17 protein-coding genes are annotated in these 19500 nt (G+C 55.0%); 11 read left to right on the plus strand and 6 right to left on the minus strand.

What is annotated here, in order from left to right; all coding sequences use genetic code 11:
• The 7 genes from JHD74_RS10305 to fis form a co-directional block, all read left to right on the plus strand.
• The coding region (locus tag JHD74_RS10305) for a carbohydrate kinase family protein (RefSeq protein ID WP_233169500.1) at positions 1-427 on the plus strand (427 nt) is incomplete at its 5' end.
• A gap of 131 nt (positions 428-558) precedes the next feature.
• Positions 559-801 carry a YhdT family protein gene (locus tag JHD74_RS10310; protein ID WP_024486310.1) on the plus strand — a complete coding sequence of 81 codons (243 nt, stop codon included), beginning with the start codon at positions 559-561 and terminating at the stop codon, positions 799-801.
• On the plus strand, positions 791-2236 hold the full coding sequence (gene panF / locus JHD74_RS10315; RefSeq protein WP_024527980.1) for a sodium/pantothenate symporter: 1446 nt from the start codon (positions 791-793) through the stop codon (positions 2234-2236). Before JHD74_RS10310 ends, panF begins: the two co-directional genes overlap by 11 nt.
• 10 nt (positions 2237-2246) lie before the next feature.
• On the plus strand, positions 2247-3128 hold the full coding sequence (gene prmA / locus JHD74_RS10320) for a 50S ribosomal protein L11 methyltransferase (RefSeq protein WP_199062671.1): 882 nt from the start codon (positions 2247-2249) through the stop codon (positions 3126-3128).
• A 191-nt stretch (positions 3129-3319) separates the two neighbouring features.
• Complete coding sequence (locus JHD74_RS10325; protein ID WP_024527982.1) at positions 3320-4054, plus strand: carbonic anhydrase; 735 nt, start codon at positions 3320-3322, stop codon at positions 4052-4054.
• A gap of 355 nt (positions 4055-4409) precedes the next feature.
• Positions 4410-5375: a tRNA dihydrouridine synthase DusB gene (gene dusB, locus JHD74_RS10330; protein WP_037411678.1), complete on the plus strand. Its 966-nt coding sequence runs from the start codon at positions 4410-4412 to the stop codon at positions 5373-5375.
• Positions 5376-5396: 21 nt separating this feature from the next.
• A complete protein-coding gene (fis, locus tag JHD74_RS10335) occupies positions 5397-5693 on the plus strand; it encodes a DNA-binding transcriptional regulator Fis (RefSeq protein ID WP_000462905.1) in 297 nt (98 codons plus the stop codon).
• A gap of 79 nt (positions 5694-5772) precedes the next feature.
• Here the strand turns inward: fis and JHD74_RS10340 are convergent, their stop codons facing one another.
• Complete coding sequence (locus tag JHD74_RS10340) at positions 5773-9090, minus strand: autotransporter domain-containing protein (RefSeq protein ID WP_199062672.1); 3318 nt, start codon at positions 9088-9090, stop codon at positions 5773-5775.
• A 361-nt stretch (positions 9091-9451) separates the two neighbouring features.
• Between JHD74_RS10340 and lpxP the strand changes: the two genes are divergently transcribed.
• Entirely contained in the window at positions 9452-10372 is a 921-nt protein-coding gene (gene lpxP / locus JHD74_RS10345) for a kdo(2)-lipid IV(A) palmitoleoyltransferase (RefSeq protein ID WP_024527984.1), read from the plus strand.
• 228 nt (positions 10373-10600) lie between these two features.
• Positions 10601-11290 carry a CTP synthase gene (locus JHD74_RS10350; RefSeq protein WP_024527985.1) on the plus strand — a complete coding sequence of 230 codons (690 nt, stop codon included), beginning with the start codon at positions 10601-10603 and terminating at the stop codon, positions 11288-11290.
• Positions 11291-11318: 28 nt separating this feature from the next.
• Here JHD74_RS10350 and JHD74_RS10355 read toward each other — a convergent pair whose 3' ends face one another.
• Both JHD74_RS10355 and JHD74_RS10360 read right to left on the minus strand, forming a co-directional pair.
• A complete protein-coding gene (locus JHD74_RS10355) occupies positions 11319-12008 on the minus strand; it encodes an LrgB family protein (RefSeq protein ID WP_074031510.1) in 690 nt (229 codons plus the stop codon).
• Positions 12001-12423, minus strand: coding sequence for a CidA/LrgA family protein (locus JHD74_RS10360; RefSeq protein WP_024527987.1), 423 nt, complete (start codon positions 12421-12423; stop codon positions 12001-12003). Before JHD74_RS10360 ends, JHD74_RS10355 begins: the two co-directional genes overlap by 8 nt.
• Before the next feature lie 134 nt (positions 12424-12557).
• On the opposite strand from JHD74_RS10360, the gene JHD74_RS10365 reads away from it, so the two are divergent.
• Both JHD74_RS10365 and JHD74_RS10370 read left to right on the plus strand, forming a co-directional pair.
• A complete protein-coding gene (locus tag JHD74_RS10365; protein WP_024527988.1) occupies positions 12558-13442 on the plus strand; it encodes a LysR family transcriptional regulator in 885 nt (294 codons plus the stop codon).
• 281 nt (positions 13443-13723) lie between these two features.
• Positions 13724-15451: a SulP family inorganic anion transporter gene (locus tag JHD74_RS10370; protein WP_074031509.1), complete on the plus strand. Its 1728-nt coding sequence runs from the start codon at positions 13724-13726 to the stop codon at positions 15449-15451.
• 35 nt (positions 15452-15486) lie between these two features.
• Here the strand turns inward: JHD74_RS10370 and JHD74_RS10375 are convergent, their stop codons facing one another.
• The 3 genes from JHD74_RS10375 to JHD74_RS10385 form a co-directional block, all read right to left on the minus strand.
• A complete protein-coding gene (locus JHD74_RS10375; protein ID WP_024527990.1) occupies positions 15487-17136 on the minus strand; it encodes a Na+/H+ antiporter in 1650 nt (549 codons plus the stop codon).
• A 182-nt stretch (positions 17137-17318) separates the two neighbouring features.
• Complete coding sequence (locus JHD74_RS10380) at positions 17319-18680, minus strand: NCS2 family permease (protein ID WP_024527991.1); 1362 nt, start codon at positions 18678-18680, stop codon at positions 17319-17321.
• 388 nt (positions 18681-19068) lie between these two features.
• Positions 19069-19476: a VOC family protein gene (locus JHD74_RS10385; protein WP_074031508.1), complete on the minus strand. Its 408-nt coding sequence runs from the start codon at positions 19474-19476 to the stop codon at positions 19069-19071.
• Between the last annotated feature and the right edge of the window lie 24 nt (positions 19477-19500).

The raw sequence follows: 19500 nt of genomic DNA on the forward strand, positions 1-19500 counted from the left end.
GATGAGCCAGGCCTTCGATTACATCCTCGAATATACCGATATCTTCCTGCCGAGCGAGGGAGAAGTGCATCACTTTGCCAGCAGCAAAAACCAACAGGAAGCGGATATCGTGCAGGAACTGTTGGCCAGTGGCGTGAGCCACATCGTGATCAAGCGCGGCCAGAAAGGGGCCAGCCATTACCAGCAACAAAACGGCCAGACGCAGGAGCTACACACTCCAGGCTATAACAGCAAAATGGTCGATCCGACCGGAGCAGGCGACTGCTTTGGCGCGACCTTTGTCAGCCTGTTCCTGTCCGGCTTCAGCGCAGAAAAAGCGTTGCAGTATGCCAATGCCAGCGGTGCCCTGGCGGTTTCCCATAAGGGGCCGATGGAAGGGCTATCCAGCCTGGCGCAGATTGAGCATTTTATTGCACAACAGGCGTAAAGCCCATCAACCGGCCAGCCTTTGGCCGGTTTTTTATCCCGATTGCCAACATAACGGCTTGGCAAAACCGTCCCTTGTCGTAAAATCCCCTCCTTTGCCAATCCATAACCGTAAACCCCTTGGAGGCACGGATGGAACAACGCTTTGTTCAAGCTAACCGCGAAGCACGCTGGGCACTGGGCCTGACGCTGCTTTACCTGCTGGCCTGGTCGCTGGCGGCCTATCTGCCAGACAGCAACGCCGGGATCACCGGGCTGCCACACTGGTTCGAAATGGCCTGCCTGCTGGTACCGCTGCTGTTTATTGGCCTGTGCTGGCTGATGGTACGCGGCATCTTCCGCGATATCCCCCTGGAGGATAGCGATGCAAACTGAGGTCATTCTGCCGCTGATCGCCTATCTGTTGCTGGTATTTGGCCTCTCGGTGTATGCCTATACCCGTCGCCAAAGCGGTAACTTCCTGAGTGAATATTTCCTCGGCAACCGTTCGATGGGTGGCTTTGTGTTGGCCATGACGCTGACCGCCACCTATATCAGCGCCAGCTCGTTTATCGGTGGGCCGGGTGCCGCCTATAAATACGGCCTCGGCTGGGTGCTGCTGGCGATGATCCAACTGCCCGCCGTGTGGCTTTCACTTGGCGTGCTAGGGAAAAAGTTTGCCATTCTGGCGCGGCGCTACAATGCCATTACCCTTAACGACATGCTGTTCGCCCGCTATAAGAGCCGCTTGCTGGTATGGCTGGCCAGCCTGAGCCTGTTGGTGGCCTTCCTTGGGGCAATGACGGTTCAGTTTATCGGTGGCGCACGCCTGCTGGAGACCGCTGCGGGCATTCCTTACGACACCGGCCTGCTGATATTTGGTATCAGTATTGCGTTGTACACCGCGTTTGGCGGCTTCCGTGCCAGCGTGCTGAACGATGCCATGCAGGGGCTGGTGATGCTGATAGGCACGATATTACTGCTGGTTGCGGTGATCCACGCGGCGGGCGGCTTGCATAGCGCGGTCGATAAGCTGCAACAGATCGATCCGGCGTTGGTTTCACCGCAAGGCGGCGATCAGATCCTCAGCCTGCCGTTTATGGCTTCGTTCTGGATCCTGGTGTGCTTTGGCGTGATTGGCCTGCCGCACACCGCCGTACGCTGTATCTCATATAAAGACAGCAAAGCCGTGCACCGTGGCATTATCCTCGGCACTATCGTGGTGGCTATTCTGATGTTTGGTATGCATCTGGCTGGCGCCCTGGGCCGTGCGGTGCTGCCGGATCTGAAGATCCCCGATCAGGTGATCCCAACGTTGATGATCACTGTGCTGCCTCCGTACGCCGCAGGGATCTTCCTGGCCGCACCGATGGCGGCTATCATGTCGACCATCAATGCGCAGTTGCTGCAATCCTCTGCCACCATCATCAAAGACCTCTATCTGGGCGTGCGTCCGCTGCAGATGAACAATGAGAAGATGATCAAACGCTTTTCCAGCCTGACCACGCTGATCCTCGGATTACTGGTGCTGCTGGCCGCCTGGCGCCCGCCTGAAATGATCATCTGGCTGAACCTGCTGGCGTTCGGCGGGTTGGAAGCGGTATTCCTCTGGCCGCTGGTGCTGGGCCTGTACTGGGAACGCGCCAACGCGCAGGGAGCCCTTAGCTCAATGGTCACCGGTGCGTTATGCTATACGCTATTAGCCAGCTTCGGCCTGCAACTGGCCGGATTGCACCCTATTGTGCCTTCGCTGTTACTCAGCCTGTTGGCGTTTTATCTCGGTAACGTCTACGGCGAAAAGCGCCAGTTGCCGTCGTCCTTACCCTCTTGAGAGAATTGTTATGCCTTGGATCCAATTAAAACTGAACACCACCGGCAGCCAGGCAGAAGACCTGAGCGATGCGTTGGTTGAAAGCGGCGCAGTATCGGTCACCTTCCAGGACACCCACGACAACCCGGTATTTGAACCGCTGCCGGGCGAAACCCTGCTGTGGGGCGATACCGATGTGATCGGCCTGTATGATGCCGAAACCGATATGGCCGAAGTGGTCGCCATACTTGAACAGCATCCGCTGTTGGGCAGCGGTTTCCGCCACAAAATCGAGCAGTTGGAAGATAAAGACTGGGAACGTGAGTGGATGGATAACTTCCACCCGATGCGTTTTGGCGAGCGCCTGTGGATTTGCCCAAGCTGGCGTGACGTGCCCGATCCGGACGCGGTGAACGTCATGCTAGACCCTGGCCTGGCGTTTGGCACCGGCACCCATCCGACCACCGCGCTTTGCCTGCAATGGCTGGATGGATTGGATCTGGCTGGCAAAACCATCATCGACTTCGGCTGTGGCTCCGGCATCCTGGCGATTGCCGCGTTAAAACTCGGTGCCGCCCGCGCCATTGGCATCGACATCGATCCCCAGGCCATTCAAGCCAGCCGTGACAACGCGCAGCGTAACGGCGTTTCAGAGCGTCTTGAGCTGTATCTGCCAAAAGACCAGCCAGCCGATCTGCTGGCCGATGTGGTGGTGGCGAACATTCTCGCTGGCCCGCTGCGTGAACTGGCACCATTAATCAGCGACCTGCCAAAATCCGGCGGCTATCTGGGCCTGTCAGGCGTACTGGCAACTCAAGCCGCCAGCGTAGCCGAAGCCTATCAGGATAAATTCAATCTCGACCCGGTGGCCGAGCGTGAAGAATGGTGCCGCATCACCGGCCAACGCAACTAGTTACATTTTCCCTGCTTGCCAAAAACCATCGGAAATTTAAACAGTTCCGATGGTTTTTTCTTTTCCTAAGAATCCGCCAGTTTATCCCGACACTTGCTGGGCGTATTCTCCTGCTCGGAGTGAAGGTGGCCCGCAGCATACGAGCCGCCCACCCAGGATAATTGGTATTTTCATTGGACAAGGATTAGGAAATGAAAGGAAAAATGTTGCTGGCTGCCCTGTTGGCCGCCAGCTTCTCGATCGGTGCCGCAGAACATGCTCATTGGGGCTATGAAGGCCAGGAAGACCCGGCGCATTGGGGTAAGCTTTCACCCGATTTTTCACTGTGTGAAACCGGTAAAAACCAGTCCCCGGTCAACATTCAGGGCGCGCTGAAAACCCAGCACGGCAAGCTTGAGCTGGCTTTCCAGCAGGGCAAACAACAAATCGTCAACAACGGGCACACCATTCAAGTCAACGTCAGCGAAGGCAACACCCTGCGCCTGGACAACGACACCTTCACGCTACAGCAGTTCCATTTCCACGCCCCGAGTGAAAACGAGATCGACGGCAAGCAGTTCCCCCTGGAAGCACACTTTGTCTACAAAGACAAAGACGGTGCCCTGGCGGTGCTGGCCCTGATGTTCCAGCAGGGTAAAGCCAATCCGCAACTGGCGCAGGCCTGGCAACAAATGCCTACCGCTGTCGATCAGACCGCCGTGCTGAACAAACCGCTGGATATCAAAGCGCTGCTGCCGAAACAGTTTAACTTCTACCGCTTCAGCGGTTCACTGACGACGCCCCCCTGCTCCGAAGGGGTCAGCTGGTTGGTGCTAGATCAGCCTGTAAGCGCTTCTGCCGAACAAATCAGTCAATTCCACTCGGTAGTCCACCATAACAACAATCGCCCGGTACAGCCGCTGAACGGCCGCGTCATCGTCGATTGATTTTTGCCAGCGACAACAGCCGCTGCCCTCACTGGGGTGGCGGTATTTCCAAGCACCATTCTTGCCGATTTGTCAAAGTATTAAGCTGAGAATGTTACAAATAACCTGATGTTACGATCTGTTATTACCGGCACGTAAAGATAAAATCCTGTCGTTAGTGGAATATTTTTGCGCACGAAAATTAAGCACAATCACACAACTAATTGTTAAATAAACATAATATTTTCATCAAGGGTGCATAAGCGCACTTTTATTGCCCAATAACTGTCGATTGGTCAAAGTTTGGCCTTTCATCTGAATGAAAAAATGCGTAATATACGCGCCCTTGCGGACACAGTATGGTCAGTCTTTGTCTATGCGCATTGGACACCACCAGTTAACAAATTGCCTGATTGCGGCCCCGATGGCCGGCATCACAGATCGCCCATTCAGAACCTTATGTCATGCAATGGGTGCTGGGATGGCTGTATCCGAAATGCTCTCCTCCAACCCGGAGGTGTGGCGCACGGATAAGTCACGTCTGCGTATGGTACATAGCGATGAACCAGGGATCCGTTCCGTGCAAATAGCCGGATGTGATCCTGATGATATGGCCGCCGCGGCGCGCATTAATGTGGCCAGCGGTGCACAGATCATCGACATCAATATGGGGTGCCCAGCCAAGAAAGTGAACCGGAAGCTTGCAGGGTCTGCGTTACTGCAGTACCCGGATCTGGTTAGACAGATCCTCCTCGCGGTGGTTAACGCGGTGGATGTGCCGGTAACACTTAAGATCCGAACCGGCTGGGAACCAGAGAACCGTAACTGTGTAGAAATTGCCCAACTGGCCGAAGATTGTGGTATACAGGCCCTGACGATTCATGGCCGAACCCGTGCCTGCCTGTTCAACGGCAACGCGGAGTACGACAGCATTCGGGCAGTTAAGCAGAATGTCTCCATTCCGATTATCGCGAATGGCGACATTACTGACCCGCATAAAGCCAGAGCAGTGCTCGACTACACTGGGGCTGATGCCCTGATGATAGGCCGTGCTGCTCAGGGGAGACCCTGGATCTTCCGGGAAATCCAGCATTATCTGGACACTGGGGAGCTGCTGCCACCGATGCCACTTGGCGAAGTGAAGCGCTTGTTAATAGGGCATATTCGGGAATTGCACGGCTTTTACGGCCAAGGCAAGGGATTCCGGATTGCTCGAAAGCACGTCTCTTGGTACTTACAGGAGCATGCCCCTAATGACCAGTTTCGGCGCACATTCAACGCCATAGAGGATGCCAGCGAACAGCTGGAGGCGTTGGAGGCATATTTCGAAAATCTTGCGTAACAAAAAAGAGCTGACAGAACTATGTTCGAACAACGCGTAAATTCTGACGTACTGACCGTTTCAACCGTGAACTCACAGGACCAAGTGACTCAAAAGCCTCTGCGTGACTCGGTTAAGCAAGCACTGAAGAACTATTTTGCTCAACTGAACGGTCAAGACGTTAACGATCTGTATGAGCTGGTACTGGCTGAAGTTGAACAGCCACTGTTGGACATGGTGATGCAGTACACCCGTGGCAACCAAACCCGCGCTGCCCTGATGATGGGGATCAACCGCGGTACACTGCGTAAGAAATTGAAAAAATACGGCATGAACTGATACTAGTCAGTCAAGCTGTTGAAAAAAGGCGCTTTTACCTCATGGGTCAAGCGCCTTTTTCTTTTATCATACCGGCCTGTCAGAAACGCCAGGTGGCCGATAGGTTACCCGCTACCGAGTCATAACCAGAACGGAACAGATCGCTCTCTACCCCCAAGCCCAGCTCCACATCCCTATTGATTTGGTAACGAACTCCGGCTTTCACCCCCATGGAGTCACGCCCAGTCACCTGATTCTTGTTGCTGAAGCTCGCCGTGCGGTAGTTGGCGAAAGAGGCTTCTTGCGATACGTCGCTATCCAGCAACTCATGATCCCAGGTAAGTTGCAGATCGGCAGCAATAGCAGCGCCCGAAGAGAGCGGAAGATCCCAACTGCTGTTGACCCCAATGCTGGAGCGCAGAGAATCAAAAGTGCTAGAACCTAGCGCCAGGCGGCTACTGTCGTTGCCCGTTTCCGTCACGCTTGGGCGATGCAGGGTCGTGTAATTCAGTGCGGCCACCGGGCCAGCGCTCCATTGGTCATTCAGCGCCCAGCGGTAGCCGCCACCAGCAGCTACAGAACCCGCCAGGCCGGTCCAACTGGCATGTTGGCTCGCATGATAAGTCTCGACGCTGATGCTGCGATCCAAACGGCTATCTTCAATGCCAAACCGACCATTGCCGAATAAATACATCCCCGCTTGCCGATCGGCGGCATAACGAGCCTGGATGCCCAGATCGAAAGCCGTGGTTTTACCGGTGGCGTTTTCCGGTGATTTGACCGTTACCGATTGCCCACTGACCGCACCATGGAAGCCATAAACCCAGTCGCTATTCTGCTCACTGTGCTTTTCAGCACCAAAGACTATGCCGTAGCTGCTGGCATCATAGCCAACCCGATCGCCTTGGCGCTGCTGCCAAAAACCGCCACCAAAGGGTATGGCAAAACTATGCCATTCGCCTGCAACCTGCTGCTCTGGCGTGGTGGAATGAGATCCGCTGACGATCCGCGTAATCTGTTGTTCGCGATTAAGAGAACTGGCGAACATCGCACTGTAGGCTGCGGGCGAAAGTTGCTGCAAAGCGCTGCTGATGCTCCGTCCGTCGACAGCAGAGAAGTCCAATGTGCGGTACAACGGCTGGATGTCTGCACCCGCGCCAGACACAATGTGGTCCAGCGCCTGGCCAACCTGCCGCGCATTGCTGTCCTGGGCATACTGGCTGTAGGCGTTGTCTGCACGCAACATCGCGAGTTGCCAACGATCCTCACCCTGCGGCGTTGCCTGCAAGGCCAGCGTAGGCGAACTGAGTAACCCGTCCACCGTGCTGAATTCTCCGCTATGCGAGGTGGCTTTCAGCATCTCGCCCGAATCCAGCCGCCAGTCTGTGGCATACCAGTCTGGCTGAGGCGCAAACGTTAGCTGACCGTTGAATGCAGCATGGCCATTAACCACCAGGGTATCGTGTCCACCACGGCCATCGACCTCTAACAGCAACTGCCCCTTCTCGCCCTGTTGATAGAGGCCGGTGACCTCGATTTGCCCTAGCGAATTCCCCGGCGCGAGGATACCGTCATTCACAAAGCGGCCCGCCGGGTTCAAGGTATAATCGCTGTTGCCAGCCAGCGTGGAGCCTGGTGCGATAGACATGCTGTAAATCTGGTGGTGACCATTAAGCGAAGTGATCCCCCCGCGAGTGCTCAGCGCCAGATTGTCGATACCTTCAATATTTCCCCGATAGTTGAACCGGAATTTGGGGTCTGCCTGATCGGTTGCCTGCCCTTGCAAATTGGCCAGGCGCCCAAAGGTAAACTGGGTCAGGCGCTGCTGGCCATGCTCATCCAACTGGTTATAATCCGAGTAGATATTCCCTTCCAGCTGAGCACCATTTAATAGATTGATATTGTTGACCAGCGCGTTTGGCGAGATATAAATCGCCGCACCTTTAGCGGCAACCTGGCCGCTAATATCCGCATTATTGACCAGCGCCCCCTGTAGCTCCGGCAATAATGTTGCAACCTGTCCACCAACATAATGTATCCAGGATCCCCGGTAATCCACATCGTTGCCCAGCAGGTTATTGCCAAAATCAAAACTGAGAGCAACGCCATTAGCGCCTAGCGCTTGAACATCGCCACGCTGAATGAGATTGTGGTTCTTGCCATAAGCAAACATCACGCCGCGGCCATTGACCCCGTCAGCGTAGACGCGAGTGCCAGGCTCAACGTTCAGCGTGTTGTTTTGCCCATCGATACGAATACCTGCTCCACCGGCGCCCAGTGTTAACAGATCCGCTTGCTGGAAGATGTGGTTATTGCTGCCGTAAACATGCAAACCAACGCCCAATGTCGCGGTATTATACTGCCCCGTGATGTAGCCATCGCCCTGCTTGTTACGTAAAAAGTAACCCTGTCGATTAACCAGCGTCTGCCCATCACCGTAGAGCGAAAAACCGAAGAAATTACGCCGGTCGATCTGATAATCCATGTCCTGCAATAACGCCAACTCGGCTTCCATAAACGTGGTGTAGTTGCGGTAATTCTGGTGGCTCATCATGCTGTTTTTCAGCTCGATATGGCTCATATAGTTATCGTCAACCGAGCCATCATCAGCCAACATTTTCACCGGAACGCCGGGCATGGCGCCCGCCAGCACTTCATCCACGTGCTTACCCGCGAAATACCCCTTATCAAGGCGCACATCAAAACCTTGTGGATCCCATGCGTTATTGCACCCTTTGCACAGTATGACCTGGCCGGGACGTGCCGGATTTCCATTGTCATCACGCAGATGCTCAGTCCAGGAACCAAAAGGCTGATCGGCGTCAAAAGCTGGGGTAAATGTCCCCTCCCCAGCCCAATCGGTGGCCATATTAGAGATACCCAACCCATGAGCCAATTCATGAACGGCAACACTGACCAGATCCGTTTTTCCGGAGCGGGGTAATTGCGCTGGAACATAGGGAATATTATCAAAATCCATTTTTCCCATGATAAATTGGCCATGAGAACCGAAGGTTAGCTCGCCGGTATCAATACCGTTCAAAGCCCCCTGCAGTTGTGTAATGCTGATTACACCATCGGTTACCGATTCGCTGGAGCCTGCAGCATTCACCTCATTAAAAGTGCCTACGTTGATGATGGCTGGCAATTGTTCGGGTCTGGGGGTAATAACTTCAGCCCAGTACCGCATGGCATCCAGTATTTTTTCTTTCTGTTGGTGATTCAGATCCCAGGTCGACTCAATTGGCTGCGGATAGTTCGGCATAAAAGGGCCATCACCCACATCAAAGAAGCGTACCTGGAAGACGGCAACATTATTCGTGTTATAAACCAGGTAACTGTCTGCGGCGTAGCTAGGGTGACTGGCGAAAAAACCGGTTAACGCCGCCGAGATGAAAAGCTTTTTCAAATCAACCATCCTTGTATGCAAAGAAAGGAACCATTTCCTTCCAGTATAGAAGGACATACCTCATATAAACAAAGAATCAACATAACTAACAGGAAATACCCAAATAGCCCTCGGATAACCCTTTGTAGACGAATCCCCCACCCACTCTCACACCCACGTTTTGTGTGGTATAATCGCAAATACGAGAGCCCCTTCGCTGGCAAGCAGCCGTCCTTCCGAAGTCTGATAGCAGTGCGAACCGCCCTTCGAATGTAAAGGTTTAGTCAACGGCTAAACGATCGTCATGACTGGGTGTCAGAGTATAGTATCGCTATTGAGTCGCTTCTTTATGCGCTACAGGTTTCTACCCCATTTCGCATACAGAGTTGATATGAAGCGTCCACAAACTTTTAAACTTGCGTTACTGCACCCACGCTACTGGCTGACCTGGTTTGGCCTGGCGATACTGTTCCTGCTGGTTCAACTGCCCTATCCCGTGCTGCACAAGCTCGGCGGGTGGATGGGCCGCACCTCTATGCGCTTCTTGAAACGCCGCGTGTCGATCACCCGCCGCAATCTTGAACTGTGCTTCCCGGAGATGGATGAAGCGCAGCGCGAACGTAAAATTATCGGTAACTTCGAATCCCTCGGTATGGGCCTGCTGGAAACCGGTATAGCCTGGTTCTGGTCAGATAAACGCGTAAAGCGCTGGTTCAACGTAACCGGCATCAACCACCTGAAACAGGCCCAACAAAATGGCCGTGGCGTGCTGGTAATCGGGGTGCATTTCATGTCGCTGGAGCTGGGTGGCCGGGCGATGGGGTTGTGTCAGCCAATGATGGCTATGTATCGTCCACATAACAATAAAGCGATGGAATGGGCACAAACCAAAGGTCGTATGCGCTCCAACAAAGCCATGCTGGATCGCAAAGATCTGCGCGGCATGGTGCAAGCCCTGAAGCGTGGCGAAGCCGTATGGTTTGCTCCCGATCAGGATTACGGCCCGCGTGGCAGCGTGTTTGCCCCGCTGTTTGCCGTCGATCAGGCAGCGACCACCAGCGGTACCTTTATGCTGGCCCGCATGGCCAAACCGGCGCTGGTGCCGGTCGTGCTGATCCGCCGCCCGAAAGGCTGTGGCTACGATCTGCTGATCCAGCCGGCGTTAGAAGACTACCCAATTGACAATGAAGTGGCCGCTGCCGCCTACATGAATAAAGTGGTAGAGAAAGAGATCATGCGTGCTCCAGAGCAATATCTGTGGCTGCACCGCCGCTTCAAAACGCGCCCGGCGGGTTCGCCCTCACTGTATTAAACCCGCTTTCTGGCAGGTGTTGTTGCTCAGCCGAGAACGGCAATCCCCCTCACCCCAACCCTCTCCCACAGGGAGAGGGAGCCGTACGGAGCCGAAATCAGGTACGGCAAACAATGTGTAGCACGCTCTCAATCTCTCGAACATTTTGTGCTCCCCCCTGAAAAATCCACAGACCCGTTTTTAACTCTGCTGTAACATCCTTTTTTACCCGCTCAGGAAAAAGAAACGATGAAAACACAGGTTCGTCTCGCTCTGATTGGTGATTACTGCAGCGAAATTGTTGCCCACCAAGCCATCCCCGTCGCTCTCCAACTTACCGCTTCACACCTGAATCTTGATATCCAATCCCAATGGCTCCCCACAGAAACGTTGACCGATGTCTCTGCCCTACAGGGCTACGATGCTATCTGGGTGGTCCCTGGCAGCCCGTATCGCAACGATGACGGCGTCTTTATGACGATCCGCCATGCTCGCGAGCACAACATCCCCTTTCTGGGGTCTTGCGGTGGGTTTCAATATGCGGTGGTGGAATATGCTCGCAATGCGATGGGTTGGCACGATGCTGGCCACGCGGAGACCGATAGCGGGGGCCGCTTGGTGATCGCACCGCTGAGCTGTTCACTGGTTGAGAAAACCGGCACCATCCTGTTTCAGCCAAATTCGCTGATTGCCCGCGCCTATGGCAAGCTGGAGACTCACGAAGGCTACCACTGTAACTTTGGGGTTAACCCTGAATTTGTGGCAGATTTGGAGCAACACCCACTGATTATCAGTGGGCATGATATTGAAGGCGATGTTCGCTCGGTGGAGCTGCCAGGGCACCGTTTTTATGCCGCTACCCTGTTCCAGTCAGAACGTGCAGCGTTACGTGGGGAGCTTTCCCCACTGATTGTGGCCCTGGTCCAGGCCGCTCGCTAAACCTTGTCGGGGGCTAATCCTGCCCCCATTACCACATCAAGCGGCCAATCAATGGCGCCCCGATCACCGTGATAATCCCCGCTAACATCATCACCAGGCTGGACACTACGCCTTCTTGCTGGCCTATCTCATAGGCTCTGGCGGTACCAGCTCCGTGGGAAGAGGCACCAAGCCCCGCTCCTTTTGCCAGACCGCTGCGCACCGAGAGGCGCAGGAACAGAATATCGCCTACCGCCATCCCAAACACGCCAGTGATCACCACAAACAGCGCCACCAAGTCAGGTTGGCCGCCCATCTGCTTCGCCGCTTCCAGCGCAAACGGCGTCGTAATGGAACGCACTGCCAGGCTACGCTGCACCTCATCAGGCAACGTCAACCAACGGGCCAGCCACACCGAGCTGTAAACGGCTACCACCACCGCGGTAAGCACCCCGGCAGTTAGAGAAAGCCAATGGCGACGAATAATATGCAGGTTTTCATATACCGGCACGGCAAAGGCAATAGTTGCCGGGCCAAGCAGCCACAGCAGCCAGTGCGTTTCACCGATATAGCTCTGATAGGAGATATGCGTCACCACCAGCAACAGCACCAATACCATCGGCGTCAGCACCAACGGCATCAACAGCAGGCTACGGCGGCGGCGGTAGAGCCTTTTATTGGCAAAGTAGAGTACCAATGTCACCACCAGGCAGGTGATGCTGAGGATCACGTCATTCATTACGCATTTTCCGCCGTTGCAGCCAGATCTCGAAACGATAAACGCGATCCACTACCAGCCCGGTCGCTCCCAGCGTCAGCATGGTGCTGATAGCGATCACCAGAAAAATCTTCCAGCCCTCCACCATCAACAGTTGGGCATAGTTCACTACCGCCACCACTGCCGGCACAAAAAACAGCAGCATTTCGGCCAGTAGCCAACGCGACCCCGCTTTTACCCAGTTCAACGGCAAAATGCGCAACAGGATCAGCGCCAGCATCATCAACATACCCACGATGTTGGCGGGCAAAGGCAGATGAAACTGTTGCACCAGCCGATCGGCAAGCAGGAATAACAAAGCATACAGCACTACCTGGATGGGCACCTGTAGGCGGAGCAGAAAAGCAGGCGCAGCACGGCGTAACGCCAGAGACATGAAAGTAACCTCAGAAAAAATCACGGCTTACAGTATACGCAGCCGGGAAACCCTGCCTGAAATGAATTAAAATCATCAACATCATGCCGTAAGGGAATAGTTTCCCGGCAGCACCGCCTTCAGGAGAGCCCAAAGTGGATGTCCGCACCCTGCGTTATTTTGTGGAAGTGGTTCGCCAGCAGAGTTTCACCCGCGCGGCCGAGAAGCTGTTTGTTACCCAACCCACCATCAGCAAGATGTTGCGCCATCTGGAAGACGAGTTGGAGTGCACACTGCTGGTGCGCGAAGGGCGCAAGTTGCACCTCACCGACAGCGGGCAGGCGGTTTATCAGCGCGGCCTGGCGATCCTGGATGAATTCCGCCAGCTGGAGGCCGAACTGGAGGACATCAGCTCGGTGAAAAAGGGGGTGCTGCGGCTGGGTATTCCACCGATGGTCGGCAGGCAGATCGCCGGTTTGATCCGCCAGTTCCGCCAGACCTATCCGGGTATCGAATTGAAGATCTCCGAACTGGGCGGCCTTTCGGTCGAACAGGCGGTGTTAACCGGAGAATTGGATCTGGCGATGACGATACTGCCCGCAGTATCTGACCAGCCGTTGACCTTTTTGCCCCTGCTAAGCCACCCGATGTGCGTAGTTGTGCCAAAGACGGCACACTGGCTCAACCGCACCAGCATCGCGATCAATGAGCTGGCCGAGTGGCCAATCCTGATTTATAACGAAGACTTCACGCTGTATAAAATGCTGATGGCAGCTTTTCAGCAGGCGGGCTTTGAACCCAAGATTGCCGTACGCAGCGGCCAGTGGGATTTTCTGGCCGCAATGGTGCAGGCCGGCGTGGGAATTGCCACCTTACCAGAGCCAGTCTGCCAATGGCTGGATAAAGAAAACCTGATCTGGCTGCCACTGGAGCCACGAATGGAATGGCAAGTGGGGCTGATCTGGCGCCAGGGCAGCTATCTTTCCCACAGCGCCCAGGCCTGGATTGCCTGCTGCCGGGAGTACTGGCCTCAGTCTTAATCGTCGTCTGTTTCCCCTCACCCCGGCCCTCTCCCAAAGGGCGAGGGAGCTGTACGGGGCCAAAGTCAGGTGCAACATAAATCTGTTGCACCTTCAGTCTCTCCATTCCTGCACCAGCGAAAATAAAGTCTAATATCAGGCCCCGTGCCGCAAAATTCAGGTCACAATCCCCTGCTATACTTCGGCTAATGCTCACCAAAAATCACTAAAAAACCGCTGATTTACTCTTCCGGCCAACGAAAGAGACAGCATGCCCCTTTATTCAGCCGGATGGAAAAGATATGCAGCGGAAATCCCTCCAGAGTATCGCGCCTGGCCTGATGAACCTGCTCGCTTACGAGCGTAGCTGGTTGAAACCTGATATCCGAGCTGGCCTCTCGGTGGCGGCAGTGGCATTACCGGTGGCGATTGCCTACGCCGAGTTGGCTGGCGTGAGCGCCATCGTCGGGCTTTACTCCTGTATTCTACCGATGATCGCCTACGCCATTTTTGGCTCATCGCGTCAGCTTATCGTCGGGCCTGATGCAGCCACCTGCGCGGTCATCGCCGCAGTAGTCACTCCGCTAGCGGCTGGCCATACCGAACTGCACTGGCAATTGACCATCGTGATGACCCTGATGATGGGAACCTGGTGCCTGATTGCCAGCCGCTTCAAGCTGGGAGCCATTGCAGACCTACTGTCACGCCCGATCCTCAATGGGTTGCTCAACGGTGTGGCGCTTACGATTATCGTCAACCAGATCAGCAAGATATTCGGTTTTTCCTCGCCCTCCAGCGAGCTGATTGAACGCATTTACGCGCTACCGGTTAACTTGCTCAACAGCCATTGGCCCACGGTGCTTATGTCACTGCTGACGCTGCTGATCCTGCTTGGCATCCACTATGCCCGGCCTAACTGGCCCGCACCGCTGTTCGCCGTGGTGCTGACGACGGCGTTGACCTGGGCGGCGAATTTGCCGCATTTTGGCATTGAAACGGTTGGAGGCTATACCGGTGGCGGTTTGCCCATGGTGTCATGGCCTGATTTTAAACCCGGGCTGCTGCGCGATCTGGTGATCCCGGCGCTCAACCTGGCCGTAGTCAGCTTTGTCAGCATGATGCTGACCACCCGGAGCTTTGCGGCAAAAAATGGCTACGAAGTTGACGCCGACAGCGAGTTTCGAGCGCTGGGGCTGGTAAATATCGTCTCCGGACTTTCGCAGGGATTCGCCATCAGCGGTGCCAACTCCCGTACCGCCGTTAATGATGCCAACGGTGGCAAAAGCCAGCTGGTTTCGGTGATTGCCGCGCTGGCGATCGCTTTGGTAGTGGCATTTTTTAGCGAGCCGCTGCAGTTTATCCCCATCCCGGTACTTGGCGTGGTGCTGATTTATGCCTCTTGGTCGCTACTGGATATGCGCAGCATTTTCCGGCTGCGTAAACGCAATCGCCCCGCGTTCTACCTGGCGCTGTTTACTTTCCTGAGCGTACTGCTGGTAGGGATCATTCCCGGCATTGGGCTGGCGGTGCTGCTGGGTCTGTTGCAGTTTCTACAGACGGTTTTCCGGCCTACCGAGCAACTGCTGGGGGTCAATGCAGACGGTATGATCCATTCGCTGGACAAGAGCAACGGGATCCAGCCTGTCGATGGCGTCATTATGTACCGCTTTAATTCGCCGTTGACCTATTTTAACGTCGCCTATTTCAAGCGGCGGATCGCCACTCTGGTAGATGGAGCGCCGAGCCAGCCACGTTGGGTGGTGATTGACGCAGTGGCCAGCTTCACCCATGCGGATATCAGCGTGCTCGCGGCTGTCGAAGAATTGAAGCGGGATCTGCAACTGCGAGGGATTGGACTGGTGCTCGCAGGCCGCCGTACCGAACTGACACGCTGGTTTCGCCTGGATCGCTCCGGCAGCAAGGAGAATAAACTGATCCTGGTTCCCGACCTGTATCTGGCGTTAAAGCTGATCCAAAGCAAGGAGAGTAAAGCGCAAGGGGATCGAGATGCCGAAGCCTTGGCTGAGTAAGATAGGGGCCGCATAGCGGCCCCATAAAGATGTGGTTAGCCTTCTCGCTCAACCAGCAAGGCTTCCAGCAAATCGAGATCGTGCAGCAGTTTTTGCAGCGTCTCATTGCTGATTTTTTGCGTGGCGCGCAGGTGATAAAGCTCACCACGCTCCGCCCGCAAGGCGGTCAAACGGAAACGCCGTTCGAGGTTTTCCAACGCCAGCGCATTTTCGATATCGTCTTTACTGGCAATACGCCGCCGCAACATCCCGGTCACCCTGGAACTGACCTCTTTCAGCAACTGCGGATCGAGGTTTTCCTCGGTGTCTGCCGCCAGCCGTTCTTCCATCTTGTTGATGCTCTCAATCGCTACCTCGGCAGCCATGGCAATCGCCATACGTTCTTCGGTCTTGCTGGCGCTCTTGTCTGCGACATGCACCCCGCGCAGCAATAACGGTAACGCCAGTACGCCAACGATCAGTGACAGCAAGATCACTCCGGCGGCGATAAACACCAGTTGATAGCGCGCCGGGAAGGCGGTGCCATCGCTAAGTAACAGCGGGATAGAGAGCACACCAGCCAGCGTAATCGCCCCACGTACGCCAGCGAAAGAAGCAACCCACAGCTCACGTATGCTGTAATCGCCAAACTGTAGAGGGCGCTTTTTCATAAAGCGATTGCTGGCCTTTTTCATCACCCACAACCAGCTGAAACGCAGCACCAGCAGCGCGGCATAGATAATCGCCACGTCGGTGAACAGATACCAGGTCTCGATGGTCGGATCCAGCTCAGCCTGCACGATCGAGGTTTCCAGGATCCCCGGCAGTTGCAGCCCCAGCATGATGAACACCATGCCGTTGAACACGAACTCCAGCATCGCCCAGACGCTGTTCGCACGCAAACGCATGGCCAGTGGTGCGTTACGGATCACGCCAGACTGGCTGATGGTCATCCCCGCGGCGACGGCAGCCAGAATGCCGGACACGCCGATATGTTCGGCGATCAGATAGGAAGCAAAAGGTAACAACAACAACAGCACAATCTGCGTGGCCGGATCGTCTCCGCTCCAACGGCTCATCACGCGCAGCGATTTACTGTAGGTCCAGGTCACCGCCACACCGGCCAGCAGACCACCGATCGCCACCTTCAGGAATTCCATAGTGGCACCACCGACGGTAAACACCATGGTCCCCATCGCCACCGCGATGGCAAACTTCAGCGATACCAGGCCGGAAGCGTCATTCATCAACGCCTCGCCTTCCAACACCCCCATGATACTTCTTGGGATGCGCCCTTTGCCGACGATCCCCCCCAGAGCCACGGCATCGGTAGGTGACAACACTGCAGCCAGCGCAAACGCGGCGACCAATGGGATCCCTGGCACCATCAGGTAAATGAGATAACCCACGCCGACAACGGTGATCAACACCAGCACCAAGGCCAACCCCAGGATTTCACGCCCGTGGTGCAGGAATTCGCGTGTCGGTGTTTTCCAACCATCGGCAAACAGCAACGGTGGAATAAACAGCACTAAAAACAGTTCGGGGTCAAAATCAACGTGCAGCCCGAAATGCGGCCAGGCCAGCAAGGCCCCAATGGCGATCTGCATTAAAGGTAACGGGATCTGGAACGGCAACATACGTGTTACCACCCCAGACAGGGAGACCACCAGGATCAAAATGAGGATTGTAAAAAAGATTTCCATGCTTTCCTTAGACTCTTGAGCTCGTATCACCAAAGCGCGGGTAAAAGTATCTGGATAGTAGATCACTTTTTTAGGTACGGATAAAGCTTGTTGTGCCTTTCAAAACACGTCGCAGAAGATAAGGAGAATAGTCTGAAGAGGATAAACAACGGGGCCGGAGGTCAGCCCCATTGAAGGAAGGCTTAAATTGCCCAGCCGCCAGCATAGAACGCCACCAGCGCCACCGCGATTAACACGGTACCGATGTTCAGCCTACGCCATTCACCAGAGAACACGCGGCCAATCACCAGTGAACTGAAGCCCAGCATGATGCCGGTCACGATGTTACAGGTCAGCACGATAAACACCGCGCACAGCAAACCGGCCATGGCGTCGACAAAGTCGTCGAAATCCAGCTTGGTGACGTTGCTCAACATCAGCAGGCCAACGTACATCAGCGCAGGAGCGGTGGCATACACTGGCACCAGATAGGACAGCGGCGACAGGAACAGGATCAGCAGGAACAACAGCCCGACCACGGTGGCCGTCAGGCCGGTTTTACCGCCCGCCGCCGTACCCGCGGCAGATTCGATATAAACCGCGGCAGGTGCAGCCCCAACCAGCCCGGAGAAGATGCTGCTCAGGGAATCTGAAGTCAGCGCTTTGCCACCGTTAATAATCTGGCCATCTTTATCCAGCAGATTGGCCTGCCCGGCAACCGCACGGATGGTGCCCGTGGCGTCGAACACCGCAGTCATTACCAATGCCAACACGCTTGGCAACACCACCGGTTGTAACGCCCCCATGATATCCAGGCTGAAGATCAGCGATTTGCCATCTGGCCCCGCCAGGCTAGGCATGGCGAATAACCCTTGATATTTCACCGCCGGGTCAAAAATCAGGCCGATAACCGAAATGGCAATAATAACCAGCAAGATGCCGCCTGGCACACGCAGTTTTTCCAGGCCGAAGATCACCGCCAGCCCGATTAACGTCATCACCACTGGAAACGAGGTAAATGCCCCCAGCGCGACCGGCAAGCCATCCAGCGGATTCTTCACCACCAGGCCGACACCGTTAGCCGCGATCAGCAGCAGGAACAGGCCGATACCAATACCGGTGCCGTGCGCCACTCCCATTGGCAGGTTACGCAGGATCCAGGAACGGATACCGGTAATCGAGATGATGGTAAACAGGATCCCCATCAGGAATACCGCGCCCAGCGCCACGGGAATGCTGATGTGCTGACCCAGCACCAGGCTAAAGGCGGTGAACGCCGTCAGTGAAATGGCACAACCAATCGCCATCGGCAGGTTGGCCCACAAGCCCATCAGCAGCGATCCCAAACCGGCAACCAGGCAGGTGGCAACGAATACCGCAGTCGGTGGGAAACCGGCTTTACCCAGCATGCTGGGAACCACGATCACCGAGTAAACCATCGCCAGGAAGGTGGTTAACCCTGCCACCACTTCCTGACGCACGTTGGTACCCCGTGCTGTAAGTTTAAAATACGCATCAAGCCCGCCTTTGGGTGTCACGGCGTTATTTGCTTGAGAATTCGACATGTTGCAGTCCCCTGTTTTTCATTGCTGCCAGCCTGGATGAAATGGCTTGTTATCCCACTGATGCATGGTCATTACGAAACCGTTTCCGTCACGTTCGCTTCCTTACCCTTCAGGAACGCGGCAACAGACGCCGTGTAAAAGGCAAACGTTTAACTCTCATCGCATGCAGCGGGTGATTTATGGTGGTCTTGCCCCAAAAAATCCCAAACGCTACCGGGAGGGATTTTCAAGGCAAACGATTATCTAGCCTTCTATACCGTCTGATCAACTAAAGATCGCGACAATTTATGCGAAAACGTATTGGCAGCCATCATTGTTGAAGATGTGAGGTTTATCACATTACGACTTAAAGGGGGAAGTTCGCCCCGACAGCTTGGGGCGGAAAAGATTATTGCGATTGCATCGCCTGCTCATCCATGTACATCAACTCCCAGATATGGCCATCCAAATCCTGGAAGCCATGGCCATACATAGTGCCGTAATCCTGTGGCTGATTATAAGTATTGCCACCGGCGGCAATGGCTTTGCGTACCAACGCATCTACCGCAGCACGGCTGGGTTGAGACAGGCAAATCAGCACTTCCGTCGCTTTGTTGGCATCGCTGATAGGATTGGGGGTAAACAGTTGGAATTTCTCGTGAGACAGCAACATCACGTAAATACTCTCACTCACGACCATGCAGGCGGCAGTGTCATCGGTAAACTGCGGGTTGAAGGTAAACCCCAATTGGCGGAAAAACTCGATAGAAGCGGGCAAATTGCTGACGGGCAGGTTAACAAAAATTTGCGTAGCCATGGGCTATCTCCTATGAAAGTGACC

Origin of the sequence: Serratia sp. ASV30, from assembly GCF_016428815.1 — a bacterium.
Lineage (GTDB): Bacteria > Pseudomonadota > Gammaproteobacteria > Enterobacterales > Enterobacteriaceae > Chania > Chania fonticola_C.